The 18,183-nt window shown below is 62.1% G+C and carries 14 protein-coding genes; 6 read left to right on the forward strand and 8 right to left on the reverse strand.

Annotated features, from left to right (window positions below; genetic code table 11):
* The first annotated feature begins 177 nt into the window (after positions 1-177).
* Positions 178-3,348, forward strand: coding sequence for a hybrid sensor histidine kinase/response regulator (locus BN1143_RS19315; protein ID WP_042051775.1), 3,171 nt, complete (start codon positions 178-180; stop codon positions 3,346-3,348).
* A complete protein-coding gene (locus tag BN1143_RS19320) occupies positions 3,345-4,346 on the forward strand; it encodes a response regulator (protein ID WP_010633956.1) in 1,002 nt (333 codons plus the stop codon). Before BN1143_RS19315 ends, BN1143_RS19320 begins: the two co-directional genes overlap by 4 nt.
* Here BN1143_RS19320 and BN1143_RS19325 read toward each other — a convergent pair.
* The 4 genes from BN1143_RS19325 to BN1143_RS19340 all read right to left on the reverse strand — a co-directional run bounded on the left by BN1143_RS19325 (position 4,336) and on the right by BN1143_RS19340 (position 8,721).
* Positions 4,336-4,980, reverse strand: a complete 645-nt coding sequence (locus tag BN1143_RS19325) for an MBL fold metallo-hydrolase (protein WP_042051776.1) — start codon at positions 4,978-4,980, stop codon at positions 4,336-4,338. The genes BN1143_RS19320 and BN1143_RS19325 overlap by 11 nt on opposite strands.
* A gap of 25 nt (positions 4,981-5,005) precedes the next feature.
* Positions 5,006-6,106, reverse strand: a complete 1,101-nt coding sequence (mnmH, locus tag BN1143_RS19330) for a tRNA 2-selenouridine(34) synthase MnmH (protein WP_042051777.1) — start codon at positions 6,104-6,106, stop codon at positions 5,006-5,008.
* On the reverse strand, positions 6,103-7,140 hold the full coding sequence (gene selD / locus BN1143_RS19335) for a selenide, water dikinase SelD (protein ID WP_010633959.1): 1,038 nt from the start codon (positions 7,138-7,140) through the stop codon (positions 6,103-6,105). The genes mnmH and selD overlap by 4 nt, the downstream gene beginning before the upstream one ends.
* A gap of 396 nt (positions 7,141-7,536) precedes the next feature.
* Positions 7,537-8,721, reverse strand: coding sequence for an acyltransferase family protein (locus BN1143_RS19340; RefSeq protein ID WP_042051778.1), 1,185 nt, complete (start codon positions 8,719-8,721; stop codon positions 7,537-7,539).
* Between the two features lie 260 nt (positions 8,722-8,981).
* Between BN1143_RS19340 and BN1143_RS19345 the strand changes: the two genes are divergently transcribed.
* Positions 8,982-9,626, forward strand: a complete 645-nt coding sequence (locus BN1143_RS19345; RefSeq protein WP_042051780.1) for a glutathione S-transferase family protein — start codon at positions 8,982-8,984, stop codon at positions 9,624-9,626.
* A 471-nt stretch (positions 9,627-10,097) separates the two neighbouring features.
* Here BN1143_RS19345 and BN1143_RS19350 read toward each other — a convergent pair whose 3' ends face one another.
* Both BN1143_RS19350 and BN1143_RS19355 read right to left on the reverse strand, forming a co-directional pair.
* Complete coding sequence (locus BN1143_RS19350; RefSeq protein ID WP_042051781.1) at positions 10,098-11,291, reverse strand: class I SAM-dependent methyltransferase; 1,194 nt, start codon at positions 11,289-11,291, stop codon at positions 10,098-10,100.
* A 112-nt stretch (positions 11,292-11,403) separates the two neighbouring features.
* Entirely contained in the window at positions 11,404-12,834 is a 1,431-nt protein-coding gene (locus BN1143_RS19355) for a methyl-accepting chemotaxis protein (protein ID WP_017779008.1), read from the reverse strand.
* Positions 12,835-12,919: 85 nt separating this feature from the next.
* On the opposite strand from BN1143_RS19355, the gene BN1143_RS19360 reads away from it, so the two are divergent.
* Positions 12,920-13,192 (forward strand): acylphosphatase, encoded by a 273-nt coding sequence (locus tag BN1143_RS19360; RefSeq protein ID WP_005300975.1) that lies wholly within the window; start codon positions 12,920-12,922, stop codon positions 13,190-13,192.
* A gap of 89 nt (positions 13,193-13,281) precedes the next feature.
* On the opposite strand, the gene BN1143_RS19365 is transcribed toward BN1143_RS19360, so the two are convergent.
* Both BN1143_RS19365 and metG read right to left on the reverse strand, forming a co-directional pair.
* Positions 13,282-13,917 carry a glutathione S-transferase family protein gene (locus BN1143_RS19365; RefSeq protein WP_010633965.1) on the reverse strand — a complete coding sequence of 212 codons (636 nt, stop codon included), beginning with the start codon at positions 13,915-13,917 and terminating at the stop codon, positions 13,282-13,284.
* 197 nt (positions 13,918-14,114) lie between these two features.
* Positions 14,115-16,148, reverse strand: a complete 2,034-nt coding sequence (metG, locus tag BN1143_RS19370) for a methionine--tRNA ligase (protein ID WP_042051783.1) — start codon at positions 16,146-16,148, stop codon at positions 14,115-14,117.
* A 186-nt stretch (positions 16,149-16,334) separates the two neighbouring features.
* On the opposite strand from metG, the gene apbC reads away from it, so the two are divergent.
* Complete coding sequence (gene apbC / locus BN1143_RS19375) at positions 16,335-17,417, forward strand: iron-sulfur cluster carrier protein ApbC (protein ID WP_042051784.1); 1,083 nt, start codon at positions 16,335-16,337, stop codon at positions 17,415-17,417.
* 110 nt (positions 17,418-17,527) lie between these two features.
* Positions 17,528-18,172, forward strand: a complete 645-nt coding sequence (udk, locus tag BN1143_RS19380) for a uridine kinase (protein WP_005300963.1) — start codon at positions 17,528-17,530, stop codon at positions 18,170-18,172.
* Positions 18,173-18,183 lie beyond the last annotated feature (11 nt).

Here is an 18,183-nt window from a genome sequence, read left to right on the forward strand (position 1 = left end):
CACCCATTCGGGTGGCCTCTTTGTTTTTACGGCATTTTTCCCCGATAAAAATAAAATACTCAACTAGTGCTGTTAGTCTTTACTTGTAGGCATGATTGACAGCAGGACACCAATTGTGGTGCTCTGACATATATAAAGTATTCGAACAAGTCCAATCACGGGGTGGTGTTGACCGTCATGAAGGGAATCATACGGGGATATTTCCTGCTGTTCTCACCCATTCTGGTGCTGGTCCTGGTGGGGGGATACCTGCTGGGGGACGCACTGGTCGAGCGCGAGCTCTATCGTGTTCGCAGTGATGAGAGCACCTTCCTGGCGCTCGCCAGCAGTCGTCTCGATGACGAGCTGGCGGTGCCGTTGCGCCATGTGCGCAGCATGTCTGAAGAGCCCATTCTGCTCGAGGCGGCGAGTCGCGGCGAGCGTGACACCATGGCTGCCCAGTTTACCATTCTGATGAACCGCAATCCCGACTATGCCCAGGTGCGCTGGTTGGCGCCGGACGGCATGGAGCGGGTGCGTATCGATCGTCAGGGTCAGCATCTGCAGCGTGTGGCCGACGACCAGCTGCAAAACAAAGGGGAGCGTTACTACTTTCGCGATGCCATGGCGCTGCCCTGGGAGCGGGTTTACGTCTCGCCGCTCGATCTCAACGTCGAACACGGGGTGATCGATCGCCCCTTCAATCCCATGATCCGCATCGCCAAGCGCATGCGTCTGGGGGGCCGCGATCTGGGCTTGCTGCTTATCAACGTGCAGGCCGCTCGCATGCTCAAGGAGTTCACCAACAGCAGTGGCAAGGCCGCCGATCACACCATGCTGCTCAACCAGGACGGTTATTGGCTGCGCAGCCCGGATCCGGCACAAGAGTGGGGGTTCATGCTCGAGCGCCCGGACCTCACCTTGAAGCAATCTTCTCCCCGGGCCTGGCAGGCATTCTGGGGCGCCTCGAGCGGCCAGGTTGAGCTGGCCGACGGGCTGTGGAGCTGGACCACCCTGTACCCGGCACTCAATCACGATCAGCTGATCTGGAAAGCCGCTTCCATGGTGCCACGCAGCGAGCTGCTGGCCATCCGTACTCACATCTGGGGGCTCATCTCGGCCAGCTGCGCCACCTTGCTGTTGCTGTTCGGTGCCGGAGTGGCCTCGCTGGTGCACAGTCGGCATCGAGAGCAGTTGGCACAGCAGGAGGCGGCCAGGCTCGCGCGGGTCAAAGGGGATTTCATCGCCAACATGAGCCACGAGATCCGTACCCCCATGAACGCCATCATGGGGCTGACCTATCTGCTCGAGCAGGGAGGGCTTGACGATGGCCAGCGGGCCCTGGTGCGCAAGATCCACCAGGCCGGGCAGGCACTGCTCGGGATCATCAACGACATCCTCGATTTCTCCAAGATTGAGTCGGGCCGGCTCGAGCTCGAACAGGTGCCATTCAGTCTGGAAGAGGTACTCGATCACGTGGCAGCCATCATGTCCACCTGCGTGGGCGAAAAACACCTCGAGCTGGTGGTGAGCAGTGCCCCCGAGCGTGCCACGCACCTGATAGGGGATGCCTTGCGCCTCGAACAGGTGTTGCTCAACCTGACCGGCAACGCCATCAAGTTCACCGAACGCGGGGAGGTGGAGGTCAAGGTCAAGCTGGAGGCCGAGCAAGATGGCACGGCCACCTTGCTGTTTCGGGTGCGCGACACCGGGATCGGCATTCCGCCCGAGCAGCAGGCCAACATCTTCAATGCCTTCTCCCAGGCCGACTCCTCCACCAGCCGCCGGTTTGGCGGAACCGGACTTGGCCTGACCATCAGCCGCCGTCTGGTGAGCCTGATGGGGGGCGACATCGGTGTCACCAGCGAACTGGGCAAGGGGAGCGAATTCTGGTTCCGTGTCCGGTTGGCTCAGGTAGAGCGACCTGAGGTCTTCCACGAGCGCCTACAGCACGTTTCGCTGCTTATCGCCGACGACAACCAGGTGACCCGTGACACCCTGTCGATGACGGTGGGCTCCCTCGGCTGGCAGTCACGGGTGGTGGAATCGGGCGAGCAGGCCTTGCACCATCTGCTGCGCCAGGGGGAGCGTTTCGACGTGATCCTGCTCGACTGGATGATGCCGGGCATGGACGGGCTCGAGACCTGCGTGGCCATTCGCCGTGCCTTCGAGCAGCAGGAGCGCTCGCCGATCATCATCATGGCGACTGCCTATTCCCAAGAAGAGTTGATGCGCCGCCCCGGCTCGGAGCAGGTGGATCTGGTGCTACACAAGCCGGTCACCGGCTCCAGTCTCTACAATGCGGTGGCGCGCCTCATTCACGAGAAACGCGAACACGTGGAGCCGCTGGAAAGCGGTCAGCGCCATCAGCGTCTGCCGGACGTGCACATACTGCTGGTCGATGACAGCGACATCAACCTGGAGGTGGCAACCCGCTTGCTGCAGCGGGAGGGGGCCGTGGTGATCACCGCCATCGACGGGGAGCGGGCTTTGGCCTGCCTTGCCGACTCGGCGCAGCGCATCGATCTGGTGCTCATGGACGTGCAGATGCCGGTGATGGATGGCTACGAGGCGACCCGTCGTCTGCGCCAGCTGCCGGGACGGGAGGATATCCCCGTGCTGGCACTCACCGCCGGGGTGTTCAAGGATCAGCGCGAGGCAGCGCTGGCCTCTGGCATGAACGACTTTATCGCCAAGCCGCTCGACGTGGAGCAGCTCATCGCAACCCTGCTGCGCTACCTGCCCGACAGTGTGGCGCCGCTCACGGTCAGCGACGCGCCGCCAGCCCAGGAGCCGGTGGCCGGCATCGACATCGATACCGGCCTGCGCAACTGGGGCGAGGCGTCGGTTTATCTCAAATACCTGCGGCGTTTTCGCGATGACTATATGACGGTCGGTACCGTGCTGCCGGGTTACATCGCCCAGCACGAGACGGACGCTGCCGCGAGCCTGACCCACAAGCTCAAGGGGGTGGCGGGCAGCCTGTCGCTCACCGATGTGGCGCGCATCAGTGCGGAATTGAACGAGGCCATCGAACAGGGGGGAGACACCAGTCAGCTCATCGCCCCCTTGCTCGAGGCGCTGGAGCGGGCGCAGCAGGCCATCGACATCTATGCCGGGCGTGAGCCAGGTGCTGTCAGCTCCCCGCTGGCGCAGGGGGAGGCGCAGGAGGTGTGCCTGCACGCCCTGCGTCAGGCCCTCATGAGCGAGGATCTGGAGCTGATCGAGCCTGCACTGGGTCAGGCCAAGAGCTACTTGCCCGCTGAGCTGGTGAGCGAGATCAGTGCGGCCCTGGAGCTGTTCGACATTCAGCTTGCCACCTGCAAGCTGGAGGATTATCTGGAGAATCGGGAGGCACCTGGATCATGAACCGACCGCGTGTGCTGATCATCGACGACGAGCCGAGCAACCTCGGGCTGCTGCGACAAATCCTCAAGGAGGAGTACAGCCTCTTCTTCGCCAAGGGAGGAGAGGAGGGGCTGGCCGCCGTGGCGCGCCACGAGCCCGCCCTGATCCTGCTTGACGTGCGTATGCCTGACATGGATGGCTACGAGGTGTGCCGCCGGCTCAAGGCCGATCCGGCCCACGCCGGGATCCCGGTGCTGTTTATCACGGCGAGCGACAACGCAGACAGCGAGAGCCAGGGGTTCGAAGCGGGCGGGGTGGATTACATCTACAAGCCGGTCTGTCCGAGCACGGTACGCGCCCGGGTGCGCAACCACCTCTCTCTGGTGCGCCTCGATCAACTCGAGCACAGCTACCGCACCGCCATCGTGATGCTGAGCGAAGCGGGTCACTACAACGACACCGACACCGGGGTACATATCTGGCGCATGGCCGCCTACGCCCGCGCGCTGGCCAGTGCGGCGGGCTGGAGTCCGGAGCAGTCGGAGCTGCTAGAGCTGGCGGCCCCCATGCACGACATGGGCAAGATTGGGATCCCCGATCACATCCTCAAGAAGCCCGGTCCTCTCACCGAAGAGGAGTGGGTCATCATGCGCACCCACCCGCGCATCGGCTACGAGATCTTGAGCCGCTCAGACGCCCCCATCTTTCGGATGGCGGCGGAGATAGCCCTGCATCACCACGAGAAGTGGGATGGCTCGGGTTACCCCGCAGGGGAGACCGGCGAAGGGATCCCCGAGGCGTCGCGGATCGTGGCCATCGCCGATGTGTTTGATGCTCTGAGCGTGCGTCGCCCTTACAAGGAGCCCTGGCCGCTGGAGCAGGTGCTGGCCACGCTGCGTGACGGTGCTGGCCAGCACTTCGATCCCCGGCTGCTCGCACGTTTTCTCGAGATCATGCCGGAGATCTTGCGCCTCAAGAGCCAATGGGACACCCGCGAGGAGCGGGAGATCACCAGATAGGTTGCATCAGGTAGGGATTGCTTGCCTTCTCGCGACCGAACGTCGAGCTGGGGCCGTGCCCCGGAATGAAGACGATGTCGTCCCCCAGCGGCAGCAGGGTCTCGGTGATCGACTTGATCAGCGTCCCGTGATCCCCGCGCGGGAAGTCGGTCCGACCTATGCTGCCGGCAAAAAGCACATCGCCCACCCAGGCAAGTTGCTCGGCCTGGCTGAGCAGCACCACATGGCCCGGGGTGTGACCCGGGCAGAAGTAGACCTCCAGCTCGCACTTGCCAACCTGCACCTTGTCACCCTGTTCGAGCCAGCTATCCGGTGTAAAGGCCGGGGTATGGGCAAAGCCGAACATCTGGCTCTGCTGGGGCAGCATGTCGAGCCAGAAGGCATCTTCCCTGTGAGGGCCTGTGATGGTGGCGCCGGTTCTGTCGCGCAGCTCGGCGGCGGCGCCCACGTGATCCAGATGACCGTGGGTCAGCAGAATGTGGGTGAGGGTTAGCCCCCGTTTGGCGATGGCGGCCAGCAGCTTGTCCGCCTCTCCGCCCGGATCGATGAGGGCGGCCTGATGGGTCTCGTCGCACCAGATGAGGGAGCAGTTCTGGGCAAACTGGGTGACCGGGATCACCTCGAATTTCAACATATGGGGTCCTCTTGTACGGTGAAGATCAGGCACGCTGCTGGGCAAAGAAGTCGAGGCAGGCCTGCTTGTCACCCTGGAAGATGACGCGCTCGCGCTTGTTGCCAAGCTGGTAGAGATACATGGGGTCGTAGTAGCGGGTCAGCAGCAGGGTGATCCAGGCCAGGTGCAGTTCGGTGTGGCCACTGCGACCTTGCTCTTCGAGAGCCACTTGCATCAACTGATCCAGCTCGCGATGGGCCTGATCGCCGAGCCGGCGCTTGAGTCTGGCCAGGGCATCGGTGAGGTAGGCGGCAAACAGCGGCCAGCCCTCTTCGGCGTCGAAACGCTCCTCATAACGCAGCCAGAGATCGTGTACATAGTCCTGGCGGATCTGCTCGGCGCGCTCCTCTTGCGGCACCTCGACCACCACCAGCGGGGCCTGGCTCATGGTGTCAAACAGCGAATTGGGCAGGCAGCAGCGGCCGATGAGGCGGCTTTCGTCTTCCACCACGAAACGCTGCTCCCCCTGCTGCCTACGTTTGAGCAGCTCGATGGCCATGTTGTTTTCAAAGTTGATGTTGCTGGGCTGGCCGCCGGGCAGCTGGCCAAAGGACGACCCCCTGTGGTGGGCGTGCCCCTCCAGATCCAGCGCCTGGGCCACCTTGGCCAGCATGTGGGTCTTGCCGGAGCCGGTCATGCCCGTCAGCACGCTCCAGTGGCACTCGGCTGCCGCCCCGTCGAGCGTGTCGATGAGGAAGCGACGCAGATCCTTGTAGCCACCGGCCACCCGCGGGCGGGTGACTCCCGCCTCATGCAGCCACTGCTGTACCGTTTGCGAGCGCAGACCGCCGCGAAAGCAGTAGAGCACGGCATCCGGCTTCCGGCGCAGCTGGGCCAGCCAGCCCTCGAGGCGTTCGGCCCGCACCGCGCCACCGACCAGTTGATGACCCAGCGCGATGGCGGCCGCCTGACCCTGCTGCTTGAAGCAGGTACCGACCTGGGCCCTCTCATCATCCGTCATCAATGGCAGATTGGTCGAGCAGGGGAAGGCCCCCTCCTTGAACTCGATGGGGGCGCGCAGGTCGATGAGCGGAACGTCATCCAGAAAAATTCGGGCGTAATCCGTGGCCAGTGGCAGTGCACTCATTGGACAACCTCGATGAACTGGTTGCCGGTTTGGGCCTGCAGCTGGCCGATGGGGGAGAGGGTCAGCCCTGCCTGTGCGGCAATGGCGAGGAGCTCGGCTTCGCTTTCTTTACCGACGGCTACCAGCAGGCCGCCGCTGGTCTGCGGATCGCACAGGATGTTGCGGGTGCGATCGTCCATGGCGTCCAGCTTGGCGCCATAGGAGTCAAAATTGCGCAGGGTACCGCCCGGTACGCAGCCCTCGCTCAGGTAGTAATCCACCTCGTCCAGCAGTGGCAGCGCCTTGAAGTCCAGGCGGGCACTGACGCCGGAGCCTTCGCACATCTCCAGCAGATGGCCAGCCAGACCAAAGCCGGTCACGTCGGTCATGGCGTGCACGCCGGGCAGTTCGGCAAAGCGCTGGCCGATCTTGTTGAGGGTGCACATGGCGTTGGGGGCCAGCTGCTCGTGCTCGGGCTTGAGCTTGCCCTTTTTCTGGGCGGTGGTGAGGATGCCGATGCCAAGCGGTTTGGTCAGATAGAGGGTGTCACCCACCTTGGCAGTGTCGTTCTGCTTGATGGCGTTGAGCGGCACGATGCCTGTCACCGCGAGGCCGAATATGGGCTCGGGGGCATCGATGCTGTGGCCGCCGGCCAGAGAAATACCCGCTTCGTGGCATACCTGACGGCCGCCGTCGATCACCTGCTGGGCCACTTCGGCCGGCAGGGTGTTGATGGGCCAGCCGAGGATGGCGATGGCGACGATGGGTTTGCCGCCCATGGCGTAGATGTCGCTGATGGCGTTGGTGGCGGCGATGCGGCCGAAGGTGAAGGGATCATCGACGATGGGCATGAAGAAGTCGGTGGTGGAGACAATGCCCTGACCGTTGCCGATATCGACCACGGCCGCGTCATCCTTGCTGCTGTTGCCGACCACCAGGGTCGGGTCGTCAAAGCCGGGGATCTGGCTCTTGAGAATGGTGTCGAGCACCTTGGGAGAGATTTTGCAGCCGCAGCCAGCGCCGTGGCTGTATTGGGTCAGACGAATGGAAGACATACTTTCCCCTTGTGTGTGCAAACGTGCGTGTACAAATGTGTACAAACAAAATAAGTGCAGCGGCTCTGCGGAGCCGCCAAATATGCGCATGCGCGCGAAACTTGGGTGGCCCAGGCTGGCTGTGAGCGCAGCGATGCAAGGCTTGCCGTGCAGGACAGCCTGGCAGGACGGGGGAGGAGGGGCGACATCGCGCCGGCGCAGCCCCGCCAAGGGCCACAGGACGGGTCATTATGCCACAAATGGCCGCTCCGGTTCGAACTGGAATTCACACAAAGCGCAGGGAATTAGCGGGTTTAGAGAAGGGGAGCCGCCCTTGCCATGATGCTGGCAAGGCTCTCCCCAAGGTAGCCCCGAAGGCAAGCCATGCTGCCATCGGGGCCATCTTTGGTGGGGGATTTAGCCGGCTTGCTCCATCACCGGCTGGCGAGTCTTGCCGAGCCGGCGCAGGCGCCGTTGCAGCGGCCGCTCCAGCAGGGTGTAGCTCAGCGCCGAGAGACCGATCAGCACCGCCAGCATCAACAGGGTAGCCAGCACCCCCAGCAAGGGGTTGGTCTGGGCATACCACCACACAGTGAGCCCCGGCGCCAGATAGTGGATGAGCTCGCAGCCGGTGAGCAGTACCAGGGCGTGCAGCAGGTAGATGGAGTAGGAGAGATCCCCCAGCCAGTTGGTGAAGCGGTTATCCAGGAGGCGCAGCAGCGGGCTCTGGCGATCGCCCTGGCAGGCGGCAATCCAGATCAGCAACACGTAGGCGCTGATCAGCAGCAGGGTCAGCTGCGGCGTCATGGTGAACTGCATCAGCGCGAAGGGGAGCAGAAAGGCGAGCAGCAGCGGCAGATCCCGCTGCATCATGGGCCACTGGCGGGCAGCCTTGATCTTCGGCAGCAGCCAGAGGCCGAGCACGAATTCACTCACCCCGCGCCCGATGGCCAGCGCCCCGCTGGTGACATCCAGGGTGCCCCGGCTGTGCACGATAAAGGCCAGCACCGTCAGGGCCAGCAGAGGGGCGAGGTTGCTCCAGCGGCTGCGGGTGACGGCGAGGGGAATGAGCAGCGGAAACAGTAGATAGCTAATCCACTCCACGCTCAGCGACCAGGCTGCGAAGTTCCAGGTCAATCCGTGATCGGTCACCACCTGCAGCAGCAACAGGCTGCTTGGCAACGCCTCGGCCGGGGTAAAGGGCGAGCCAAAAGGAGGCATTCCCTCCCACTCCCACATCTTGAACAGGGGGCCGGCGAAGAACCCAATCCCATGGTGGGCCTTGTAGAGCTCCCACCCCACCAGCAGCAGCAGGGTCACCAGGTAGAGGGGATAAACCCGGGTCAGCCGCAGCCAGAGGAAGCGGCCATAGCCGATGGTGCGGGGCGTGCGGGTGAAGGCCTCCCCGTAGACGTGGGCCAGCACCAGTCCGCTCAAAATAAAGAAGAGATCGACCCAGAGGTAGCCGTTCTCGATGAGTTGGGTGTGGCCGGCGATCGACTCCATCCACTGAGGAAAGAGCAGCAAGCGGGCGTGGAACAGCACCACCATCAGGGCAGCGATGCCCCGCAGCGGCGTCAACAGCGGCAATGATTGATTCATGACGGGATCCTTGATGATGTTCAGCTTGGCCTGACATCGATTTTTGTTGTGGTGCCGCTCATCACCCCTGATGAGTCGGCTGCCCTGGCTTGACGGCTACAGGCGGGATCACCCTACCTAAAAGAGAGCCATACGGGTGTGATTGTCGTCATGAATGCGCATTTATCATCCAAAAACCAGCAAGGGATCAGCGCTGCAGCGAAGGTGAAGAGGGGATCTAGACTAGGGAAGTCATCCATCAGCGTGCAAGGATTGTCCAGATGAAACTCTATGCCCATCCTTTCTCATCCTACAGCCAGAAGGTGCTGATCGCCCTCTACGAGAATGCCACCCCGTTCGAGTACCGGAATCTCGAAGAGCCGGCGGCCAACGCCGAACTTGCCGCCCTCTGGCCGCTCAAGCGCTTCCCGGTGCTGCTGGATGACGGTCGTTGCATTCTCGAGAGCAGCACCATAGTCGCCCATCTGCAGGCGCACCACCCAGGCCCCATCTGCCTGATCCCGCCTGGTGATGCGGGCCTAGAAGTGCATATGCTGGATCGCGTCTTCGACAACTATGTGATGACGCCGATGCAAAAAGTGGTGCTGGATATGCTGCGCCCGGCCGCTGAGCGTGACCGCTATGGCGTAGTGGAGGCCCGCGAGCTGCTCGATCAGATCTACCCCTGGCTCGATCAGCGGCTGGAAGGGCGCCACTGGATTGCCGGCGCAGACTTCACGCTGGCCGATTGCGCCGCCGCGCCCTCGCTCTTCTACGCCGACTGGGCCCACGAGATCCCCGCTAGCCATGGCTGCCTGCGTGCCTATCGCGCCCGTCTACTCAGCTATCCCTCCATCGTGCGGGTGGTGGAGGAGGCCAGACCATTTCGGAACTACTTCCCGTTGGGGGCGCCAGCGCGTGACTGAATGGAATGATGCATTCCTGCCGACCTGGTGCTTTGACGAGCCGGGAGAGGCAGGGTGTGACCAACCACAGGGGAAAACAACAATATTCACTCAGGTGAGTGAGTATGCGTTTATGGCCGATATTTTCCCGAGTAATTTTTAATGTTGGTGCGTAACATTTCATGTTTTTGCATAAAAAAAATGCCGGGCAGTCCCTGCTGGTGGGCTGTGTATGCCATGCCAAGGGTGAAAGAGGCATGAGAAGCGGGCTAACGATGGGGCAATTCCAGATTGAGGATGGCTGTAGTCAGTTGAAGAGGAGAGACAGGGGCACCCATCGCTGCTGGTGGCAACGTCGGGGGGAGGTTATCTCTTTGGCGGCCGCATATAAAAAGCCCGCTACAATAGCGGGCTTTTTGATGACTTGCCGCACCCTGCCTTGGCCCGGATCTGGAGCCGGGGACAAGGGGGGGTAACTAGGGTCTGTGCGGCTTAGCGAGCGCGAACCACCAGTCCCTTGAGGTAGAAGCCTTCCGGATAGGCGGTACCGATGGGGTGATCGGATGCCTGGGACAAAAGCTCCAGGATCTGGGCGTCGCGGCCGGCATCGAGCGCTGCATCGGCGACGATCTTCTGGAACAGGCTCTGTTCCATCAGGCCGGAGCAGGAGTAGGTCAGCAGCACGCCACCCGGCGCCAACAGCTGGAACGCCAGCATGTTGATGTCCTTGTAGCCGCGGCAGGCGCCCAGCAGCTGGGCCTTGCTCTCGGCAAACTTGGGCGGATCCAGCACGATGACGTCAAACTTCTCGCCCTTCTCGCGGTATTCGCGCAGCAGCTTGAACACGTCGTGACGGACGAACTGGGTGTTGCTGGTATCGAGACCGTTCAGCTCGGCGTTCTGGCGGGCGATGTCCAGCGCATTCTGGGAGAGATCGACGTTGACCACCTCTTTGGCACCGCCCTTGAGGGCATAAACGCCAAAACCACCGGTGTAGCAGAAGCAGTTGAGCACCCGCTTGCCTTCGGTGTACTTGGCGGCGGCCTGACGGTTGTCACGCTGATCCAGATAGAAGCCGGTCTTGTGGCCGTTGCGGATGTCCACCAGGATCTTGACGCCACCGTTTTCCTCGATCACCACCGGCTCGTTCGGAGTCTCACCATAGATGACGCCAGTGCGCTCTTTCAGCCCTTCCTTCTTGCGCACCGCCACGTCGGAGCGCTCATAGATGCTGCACTCGGGGTAGAGAGTGCGCAGTGCTTGGGTGATCAGATCGCGCTGGAACTCGGCACCGGCAGAGAGAATTTGGCACACCAGAAAATCGGCGTAGCGGTCGATGGTCAAGCCAGGCAGGCCGTCGGACTCGGCAGCGCACAGGCGATATCCGGTGAGGCCCTGACGCTTGATGAGTCCATCACGGGACTCCTGGGCGTATTTGAGGCGGCGGATGAAGAAGTCGAGATCGACGGTCTCATCCTTGTCGAAGGTCCAGACCCGGGCGCGGATCTGGGAGCTGCCGGACCAGGCGCCACGGGCGAGCCACTTGCCGTCATGGGTGAGGATCTCGACGGTATCGCCGTCAATGGGGTTGCCCTGAACCCGCTCGATCCCCTTGGAGAAGATCCAGGGGTGGCGACGCAGCAGGGATTTTTCGCGGCCTTTGACGAGATAGATGGAAGCGCTCATGGGAGTTGCCAGATGGTCAAAAGAAAAGGGGCCACATTCTATGTGGCCCGCTGGCAAAACTCAAACAACCTTGGCAGATAGCGTCAGGCTCTGGGCGCTTGTTGTTAAAAAATCAGATCTTTAGCCCTTTCAATGCCTGGGCCAGCTCGGTGGCGGTGGCCTTGAGGCCGGCAGTGCCGGCCACCGAGGCGCTGGCGGACGCTTCCACCTGGCCCGCTTCATGGCGCACCTGATCCAGATTGCGGGTGATCTCTTCGGCCACCGAGCTCTGCTGTTCGCTCGAAGTGGCGATCTGGGTGCTCATCTCCAGCACAGCATCGCTGTGGTTGCTGAGCTTGTCGATGTCTAGCCCCACCTCGCTGATGAGCTGCTGACTGCTGGCCGCCCGCTCCACCGTCTTCTCCATGATGTCGTTCAGTGCCCCGGTGCCGGCCTGCAGCTCTTCAATCATCTGCTGGATCTCTACCGTGGCCTGCTGGGTACGGCTGGCCAGGGTGCGAACCTCGTCGGCCACCACCGCGAAGCCGCGACCCTGCTCGCCGGCGCGGGCCGCCTCGATGGCAGCGTTGAGGGCCAGCAGGTTGGTCTGCTGGGAGATGGCGTTGATGACGTTGACCACTTCATTGATGCGATTGGCATTGTGGGTCAGCCGTTCCACCGCGCCGGAGGCGTTGCCGATCTCGTCGGCCAGGGTGCGGATGGCGGTGATGGTGCGCGATACCCGGGAGGCGCCGTTGGCCGCCTCTTCGCTCGACTGGCGGGTCTGCTGCAGGGTGTCGTTGGCGTTGCGGGCAACCTCGCGAATGGCGGCGGACATCTGCTCCATGGCGGCTGCCAGGGAGTCCATGTGTTGGCGCTGGGAGCGGGCCATGGTTTCGCCTTCGCTGGCATGATCGCGAAACTCGTCGGCGGCCATGGTCAACGCCTCGGCGGACTCTTCCACCAGCTGTACTATCTTGTGCTGGCGGTCGGTGAAGCGGTCGATGCTGCCGGCCAGGATGGAGAACTCGTCGCGCACCGGGAAGAAATTGAGGCGGAAGGTGAGATCGCCATCCGCCACTGTCTGCAGCGCCTTGTTGGTGGAGTAGAGCGCCCCCGACACGAAGGTCATCAGGTAGTGGGTCACCAGGGCCAGCAGGGCGGCCAGCACGGCTATGATGGTGAGGGTGGTTCCTTGGCCATCCCACAGGGAGTAGCGGGAGGCATCCAGGGTCCCGGTGACGACCCCGGCCTGGCCGGCGCTGGCGCCGTATCGATAGATGTCGCCCTGCTGGGTTAACCCTGTGCTGCCGGTCGGGCTCAGCGTGAGCTCGGCGGGCAGGGTCAGATCGGCGTGCTGGCTGGCCAGCTGGGCGCTCAGTTCGACCCGCTGCTTGAGCTGATCCAGGCGCAGCTGCATCTCCTGCTGATGGCCGCCTGCCAGCAGGTACCAGCTGATAAAGGCGATGAACAACAGTGGGCACCAGAAGGTGATGAGAAATTTTTCGCTGATCGTGAGGTGAATGAGATAACGGTCAACCCACCGAAACTTTACTTCTTTCATAATGGTATTGCGTCCTGCAAGGGGATGAGAGTGTCGCGCTCATTATCGCCTTGGAGGGAAATTTCTTAAGGGGAAGGTGTGAGAAATGGGAGAGCAATCGTTTGTCGTGCGAGTGTGGGGCCTGGTGCAGGGGGTGGGGTTTCGTTACTTCACCCGGGAGCGGGCGCTGCAACTGGGGCTGCGGGGCCATGCCTACAACCTGGAAGATGGCTCGGTGGAGATCCTCATCTGCGGGCCGGAGCAGAGCGTGCAAATGATGCTGGGCTGGCTGGAGCGTGGCCCGCGCACCGCCGAGGTGACCCGGATGGAGTATGAAGTTGCGCCACCGCCCAAGGGGAGCGGCTTTCATACCAATTGAGCGCCTTGCCACGCCAATGATGCCAAACAGCCATAAAAAACGGGAGCCTTGCGGGCTCCCGTTTGCATTGACGGTTTCTTGTCCGCAGGTCAGCCGGCCTGAGCGGCATCGGCGATGGCCTGGGTCTTGGCCAGCACCGCCTGCAGGGCGGGGCGTTTGGCCAGACGATCCCGATAGGCCGCGAGTTTGGGCGGAATGGTCTGCTCGAAACGGGTGGCCCACATCAGGGTATGGGCCAGCAGCAGATCGGCGATGGTTACCTGCTCACCCAGCAGGTAACCCTGCTCGGGCACCCAGGATTCGGCGATGGCCGCCGCCTTGTCGAACTCCCACTTGGCGGTGGGGAAGATGGCCGGCAGGCGCTGGGCCTCGGGCAGGGCGAAGCGGTGCTTGCCGATGGTCCACAGCGGCTGTTCCAGCTCGCAGGTGATGAAACTGACCCACTGGGCGTGCAGTGCCGAGGCCTGGGTCCCTCTGGCCGGCAGCCAGTTCGGGCCATACACCTCGGCCAGGTACTGCATGATGGCGGCGGACTCGGTCAACACGAACTCCCCGTCCTTGAGCACCGGCATCTTGCCGCTTGGATTGAGGGTCAAAAACCAGTCGCTGCGATTCTCGCCCTTGGCGAAGTCGAGAAACTGGAACTGCCATGCCACGTCCAGCTCTTCCAGTAACCAGGATACGCGCAGGGCCCGGCTGACGGGGGTGCCATATAAGGTGATCATGCTTGCTCCTTGCCTGATGAATGGGCCATGGGCCCGAAGTGAATCGCCAGTCTAGGCAAATTGCTTGGGAGCAACAAGCACCCAAGGTGGGAGACAAAGCGCAAAACGGCGCAAGCGGTGGGAGAAGAGGAGGAGGAAAGAGGGAAAATAAAAGGGAGGCCCCAGGCCTCCCTCATTGTTAACGGCTACGGTAGCGTTTACTTGACGCGCATGCCAGGCTGGGCCCCTTCCTGCGGCTCCAGGATCCAGAGATCCTTGCCACCCGGGCCGGCGGCCAGCACCATGCCTTCGGACATGCCAAAGCGCATCTTGCGCGGGGCCAGGTTGGCCACCATCACGGTCAGCTTGCCTTCCAGATCTTCCGGGTTGTAGGCGGACTTGATGCCGGCAAACACCTGACGGGTCTCGCCGCCGATGTCCAGTTGCAGCTTGAGCAGCTTGTCCGCTTCCGGCACCGCTTCGGCCTTCGTGATCAGCGCCACGCGCAGGTCAATCTTGGCAAAATCGTCGTAGGCGATGGTTTCGCTGATGGGGTCATCAACCAGCGGACCGGTGGCTTTCGGTGCCTGCTCCTTGGCCAGATCCTCCTTGGAGGCCTCGATCATGGCGTCAATCTTGGCCGGCTCGATGCGGGAGAAGAGCGCCTTGAACGGGGCGACAGTGTGGTCGACCAGCGGGGCGGCGATACCATCCCAGCTGAGGGTCTCGGCCAGGAAGGCCTCGGCGCGCTCGGCCAGCAGCGGCATGACGGGCTTGAGGTAGGCCATCAGCACACGGAACAGGTTGATGCCGACGGAGCAGACCGCTTGCAGCTCGGCATCCGCCCCTTCCTGCTTGGCGATGACCCAGGGGGCCTTGTCGTCCACGTAGCGGTTGGCCTTGTCGGCCAGTGCCATGATCTCGCGGATGGCGCGGCTGAACTCGCGGCTCTCGTAGGCCTCGGCGATGGCGGTGCGGGCATTGGCAAACTCGGCGTAGAGCTCAGGCTCGGCGCAGGTGGCGGCCAGCTTGCCGTCGAAGCGCTTGGCGATGAAGCCGGCGTTGCGGGAAGCGAGGTTGACCAGCTTGTTGACCACATCGGCGTTGACGCGCTGCACGAAGTCTTCGAGGTTCAAGTCCAGATCGTCGATGCGGCTGTTGAGCTTGGCGGCATAGTAGTAACGCAGGCACTCCGGATCCAGGTGGTTCAGATAGGTGGAGGCCTTGATGAAGGTGCCCTTGGACTTGGACATCTTGGCGCCGTTGACGGTCACGTAACCGTGCACATTGACCTTGGTCGGCTTGCGGAAGCCCGCGCCTTCCAGCATGGATGGCCAGAACAGGCAGTGGAAGTAGGCGATGTCCTTGCCGATGAAGTGGTAGAGCTCGGCCTCGGAGTCCGCTTTCCAGTAGCTGTCGAAATCGATGTCACCGCGCTTGTTGCACAGGTTCTTGAAGGAGGCCATGTAACCGATGGGGGCATCCAGCCAGACGTAGAAGTACTTGCCCGGGGCGCCGGGAATTTCGAATCCGAAATAGGGGGCGTCACGGGTGATGTCCCACTGCTGCAGGCCGCTTTCGAACCACTCCTGCATCTTGTTGGCCATCTCTTCCTGAATGGCACCGGAGCCGCGCACCCAGTCGGCCAGCCAGGTTTCAAACTGCGGCAGGTCGAAGAAGAAGTGCTCGGAGTCCTTCATCACCGGAGTGGCGCCGGAGACGGCAGATTTCGGATCGATCAGTTCGGTCGGGCTGTAGGTGGCGCCACAGCTGTCGCAGTTGTCGCCATACTGCTCCGGGGACTTGCACTTGGGGCAGGTGCCCTTGACGAAGCGATCCGGCAGGAACATGGATTTTTCCGGATCGAACAGCTGGGAGATGGTGCGGCTCTTGATCTTGCCGCCGGCCTGCAGACGGCCGTAGATAAGCCCGGCCAGCTCGCGGTTCTCGTCGCTGTGGGTGGAGTGATAGTTGTCAAAACTGATGTTGAACCCGGCGAAGTCAGCCTGGTGCTCCTGGGAGACGGCCGCGATCATCTCTTCCGGGGTGATCCCCAGCTGTTGGGCCTTGAGCATGATCGGGGTGCCATGGGCATCGTCGGCACAGACAAAGTGCACCTGGTGACCGCGCATTCGCTGATAACGAACCCAGATATCGGCCTGGATGTGTTCCAGCATGTGGCCAAGATGGATGGAGCCATTGGCATAGGGAAGGGCGCAGGTTACCAGCATTGTACGAGGATCAGTTGCCATATAGTCGTTCTTGATGTGCTTGTTGGGATGATAGAGTGCCGTGCATGTTACCCGAATTGGGGGTAGCCTGCCTAGGGTTGTGGCTCGTCCAACCCGCCGGCGCACGCCGGTCGGCAAGCAGGCAAGCCACTGATTTGTGTGCGGTAACCGTTCACCTCAAGATAATGACAAGATAATGAGGAGTTAATGGTGATTGATTCAGTAAAACAGAGCCTGGCCGAATTTAAGCCGGCAGGGTGGGGCAAGGATCTGGTGGCTGCCGGCTTCGTGCGCAGCATCGACAAACAGGGTTCGGCGCTCACCATCAAGCTGGTGCTGCCCTTCGCTGGCCACTCCCTGTTCGAGCAGATCCAGCAGGACTTCGATGCCCGGCTGCGCAGCGTCACCGGCGCGACCCGTATCGACTGGGTAGGCGAGATCGAAGTGGCCAGCATGCCGCGGGCGCAGGGGCTGGCGGCGGTGCAGGGCATTCGCAACATTATCGTGGTCGCCTCCGGCAAGGGCGGGGTGGGCAAGTCCACCACCGCCGTCAACCTGGCGCTGGCACTGCAAAAAGAGGGGGCGCGGGTCGCCATTCTGGATGCGGATATCTACGGTCCCTCCATTCCGACCATGACCGGAACCCTCAAGGAGCGTCCCGTCAGCCATGACGGCAAGCTGATGGAGCCGGTGATGGCTTGTGGCCTCAAGAGCAACAGCATCGGCTATCTGGTCTCCGAGCAGGATGCCACCATCTGGCGCGGCCCCATGGCGAGCAAGGCGCTGGCCCAGATCCTCCACGAGACCCGCTGGGGCGAGGTGGACTACCTGGTGGTGGACATGCCGCCGGGCACCGGTGACATCCAGCTCACCCTGGCCCAGCAGGTACCGACCACGGCAGCGGTGATCGTTACCACCCCTCAGGATGTGGCGCTGGCGGATGCGCGCAAGGGGGTGGCCATGTTCAACAAGGTCAATGTGCCCGTGCTCGGCATCGTCGAGAACATGAGTTATCACGTCTGCAGCGCCTGTGGTCATCATGAGGCGCTGTTCGGTACCGGCGGTGGCCAGAAGATGGCCGAGCAGTATCAGGTGGCCCTGCTGGGTCAGCTGCCACTGCACATCGACATCCGCAAACACATGGACGATGGCTGCCCGACCGTGTTCGGCGCACCGAAAGGGGAGCTGGCAGAGGCCTATCTGAAACTGGCCCGTCGGGTGGGCGCTGAACTCTATTTCAGCGGAAAACCGATTGCGACCCCCCTCTATGCCATGGCGCTGGATGAATAATCGGCGGTCGGCCGTTTGGGGTGGATTTGAGGGTGGGCAGGGCTCACCCTTTTTTATATAATGGATCGGTTTAAACAATCCCCACTGCTCTTCTCTTTAGGTATTTTTCAATGTCTGATACTCAACATTCGTGTGTGATCATCGGTATTGCTGGTGCATCCGCGTCCGGCAAAAGTCTTATAGCCCAAACCATCTATGAAGAGCTGGTGGCCGAGCTGGGAGCCGGTCAAATTGGCGTGATCACCGAGGATTGCTACTATCGCGATCAGACCCACCTGACCATGGAAGAGCGGGTCAAGACCAACTATGACCACCCCAATGCACTGGATCACGACCTGCTGGTACAGCACCTGAGCCAGCTGGTGCAGGGGGATGCCGTCAACATTCCCCAGTACTCCTATACCGAACACACCCGCATGAGCGATGTGACCCCCTTTGCCCCGCGCCGGGTGATCATTCTGGAAGGGATCCTGCTGCTGACCGACAGCCGCTTGCGCGATCTGATGGATGCCTCCATCTTCATGGATACCCCGCTCGACATCTGCCTGCTGCGCCGCTTGGTGCGCGACGTGCAGGAACGCGGCCGGACCATGGATTCCGTGCTCAAGCAGTACCAGAAGACGGTGCGTCCCATGTTCCTGCAGTTTATCGAGCCTTCCAAGCAGTATGCGGACGTGATCGTGCCCCGTGGCGGCAAGAACCGCATCGCCATTGACATGCTCAAGGCGCGGATCCGCCATATGTTGATTGGTTGAGAGATATCAAG

The organism is Aeromonas dhakensis (assembly GCF_000820305.1).
Lineage (GTDB): Bacteria > Pseudomonadota > Gammaproteobacteria > Enterobacterales > Aeromonadaceae > Aeromonas > Aeromonas dhakensis.

Coding starts and splice junctions, on each gene's coding strand:
- BN1143_RS19315 (WP_042051775.1), top strand. CDS start 178: ATGAAGGGAATCATACGGGGATATTTCCTGCTGTTCTCACCCATTCTG.
- metG (WP_042051783.1), bottom strand. CDS start 16,148: ATGGCAACTGATCCTCGTACAATGCTGGTAACCTGCGCCCTTCCCTAT.
- BN1143_RS19345 (WP_042051780.1), top strand. CDS start 8,982: ATGAAACTCTATGCCCATCCTTTCTCATCCTACAGCCAGAAGGTGCTG.
- BN1143_RS19360 (WP_005300975.1), top strand. CDS start 12,920: ATGGGAGAGCAATCGTTTGTCGTGCGAGTGTGGGGCCTGGTGCAGGGG.
- udk (WP_005300963.1), top strand. CDS start 17,528: ATGTCTGATACTCAACATTCGTGTGTGATCATCGGTATTGCTGGTGCA.
- mnmH (WP_042051777.1), bottom strand. CDS start 6,106: ATGAGTGCACTGCCACTGGCCACGGATTACGCCCGAATTTTTCTGGAT.
- BN1143_RS19355 (WP_017779008.1), bottom strand. CDS start 12,834: ATGAAAGAAGTAAAGTTTCGGTGGGTTGACCGTTATCTCATTCACCTC.
- BN1143_RS19320 (WP_010633956.1), top strand. CDS start 3,345: ATGAACCGACCGCGTGTGCTGATCATCGACGACGAGCCGAGCAACCTC.
- apbC (WP_042051784.1), top strand. CDS start 16,335: ATGGTGATTGATTCAGTAAAACAGAGCCTGGCCGAATTTAAGCCGGCA.
- BN1143_RS19325 (WP_042051776.1), bottom strand. CDS start 4,980: ATGTTGAAATTCGAGGTGATCCCGGTCACCCAGTTTGCCCAGAACTGC.
- BN1143_RS19340 (WP_042051778.1), bottom strand. CDS start 8,721: ATGAATCAATCATTGCCGCTGTTGACGCCGCTGCGGGGCATCGCTGCC.
- BN1143_RS19365 (WP_010633965.1), bottom strand. CDS start 13,917: ATGATCACCTTATATGGCACCCCCGTCAGCCGGGCCCTGCGCGTATCC.
- BN1143_RS19350 (WP_042051781.1), bottom strand. CDS start 11,291: ATGAGCGCTTCCATCTATCTCGTCAAAGGCCGCGAAAAATCCCTGCTG.
- selD (WP_010633959.1), bottom strand. CDS start 7,140: ATGTCTTCCATTCGTCTGACCCAATACAGCCACGGCGCTGGCTGCGGC.